Origin of the sequence: Archangium sp. (assembly GCF_036389735.1) — a bacterium.
Lineage (GTDB): Bacteria > Myxococcota > Myxococcia > Myxococcales > Myxococcaceae > Archangium.
Genome location: NZ_DASVWK010000618.1, coordinates 1 through 1612 on the forward strand (window position 1 = coordinate 1; position 1612 = coordinate 1612).

Below are 1612 nucleotides of genomic sequence, written 5' to 3' on the forward strand. Positions count from 1 at the left end.
GGAGGCGCTTTGCGCGTATCTGGCCCAGCTGGACGATGCAACGCTCGCCAAACGCGTCTCCACCGCCGAGCAGGTCATCCGCCTCATGGGCATCACCTTCCGGGTCTATGGCGAGGATGGCGGCTCCATCGACCGCCACTGGCCCTACGACCTGATCCCCCGCATCCTGCCCCTGCCCGAATGGCGGCGCATCGAGGACGGGCTCAAGCAGCGCGTCCTGGCGCTCAACCTGTTCATCGACGACGTCTACCACGACCAGCGCGCCTTCGCGGACGGCGTCATCCCGCGCGACCTGCTCGCCACCTCCAGGAACTTCCGTCCCGAATGCATGGGCGTCTCGCCGCCCCACGGCGTTTGGGCGCACATCTGCGGCTCGGACCTCGTGCGCGACCGCGACGGCACCGTCTACGTGCTCGAGGACAACCTCCGCGTCCCCTCGGGCGTGAGCTACATGCTGGAAAACCGCAAGGTCACCAAGCGCAGCTTTCCCGAGCTCTTCCGTCAGGCCCGGATCCTGCCGGTGGATGACTACCCGCTGCAGCTTTATGCCATGCTGGCGAGCGTCAGCCCGCGACCCGGCGATCAGCCTCGGATCGTTGTCCTCACCCCCGGCATCTACAACTCGGCCTATTACGAGCACAGCTACCTCGCCCAGCGCATGGGGGTGGAGCTCGTCACCGCCGCCGACCTTTTCGTGGACGACGACGACCGGGTGCAGATGCGGACCATCTCGGGGCCCCGCCGCGTGGACGTGATCTACCGCCGCATCGACGACCTTTTCCTCGACCCCGAGGCCTTCCTGCCGGACTCCATGCTGGGCGTGCCCGGCCTCATGCGCGCCTGGCGGGCCGGCCACGTCGCCCTGGTGAACGCCCCCGGCGCGGGCGTGGCCGACGACAAGGTGGTCTACACCTACGTCCCCGCGCTCATCCGCTACTACCTCGACGCCGAGCCCATCCTCCCCAACGTCCCAAGCTTCCGCTGCGTGGACGCCCGCGAGAGGGACCACGTCCTCGCCAACATGGACAAGCTGGTGGTGAAGGCCGCCAACGAATCCGGCGGCTACGGCCTGATCGTCGGCCCCCACGCCACGCCGGCCCAGCGCGACGCCTTCGCCGAAGCCGTCCGCCACGACCCGCGGAACTACATGGCCCAGCCGATGCTCACCCTTTCCACCGTGCCCACGATCGTCGGCACCCGCGTGGCCCCCCGCCACGTGGACCTCCGCCCCTTTGTCCTGTCCGGGGAACGCATCGAGGTCACGGCGGGCGGCCTCACCCGCGTGGCCCTCGTCGAGGGCTCAACCGTGGTGAACTCCAGCCAGGGCGGGGGAAGCAAGGACACCTGGGTCGTCGATCTGGAAAGGCGGAGCGCCTGATGCTGTCCCGGGTCGCCGAGAACATCTATTGGATGGCCCGCCACCTCGAGCGCGCCGAAAACACCGCCCGCCTGGTCAGCGTCTGTACGGATACACGGCTCGACCACCCGGAGCCTGCCGAGCTCATCTGGGAAACAGTCCTGCGCATCACCGGAACGCTCGCCGACTTCGAAGCACGGGGCTTCAGTCGCACAGAGCAGGAGGTAACCGACTTCCTCCTCAGCGACCGGCAGA

The 1612-nt window shown here is 68.2% G+C and carries 2 protein-coding genes; both read left to right on the forward strand.

Going from position 1 to position 1612, the window contains the following annotated elements; translation table 11 throughout:
* A partial coding sequence (locus VF794_RS21760) for a circularly permuted type 2 ATP-grasp protein (RefSeq protein ID WP_331113401.1) occupies positions 1–1378 on the forward strand: 1378 nt, incomplete at its 5' end.
* Positions 1378–1612 (forward strand): alpha-E domain-containing protein (locus VF794_RS21765; protein ID WP_331113402.1); only part of this gene is annotated, 235 nt, incomplete at its 3' end. The genes VF794_RS21760 and VF794_RS21765, both read left to right, overlap by 1 nt.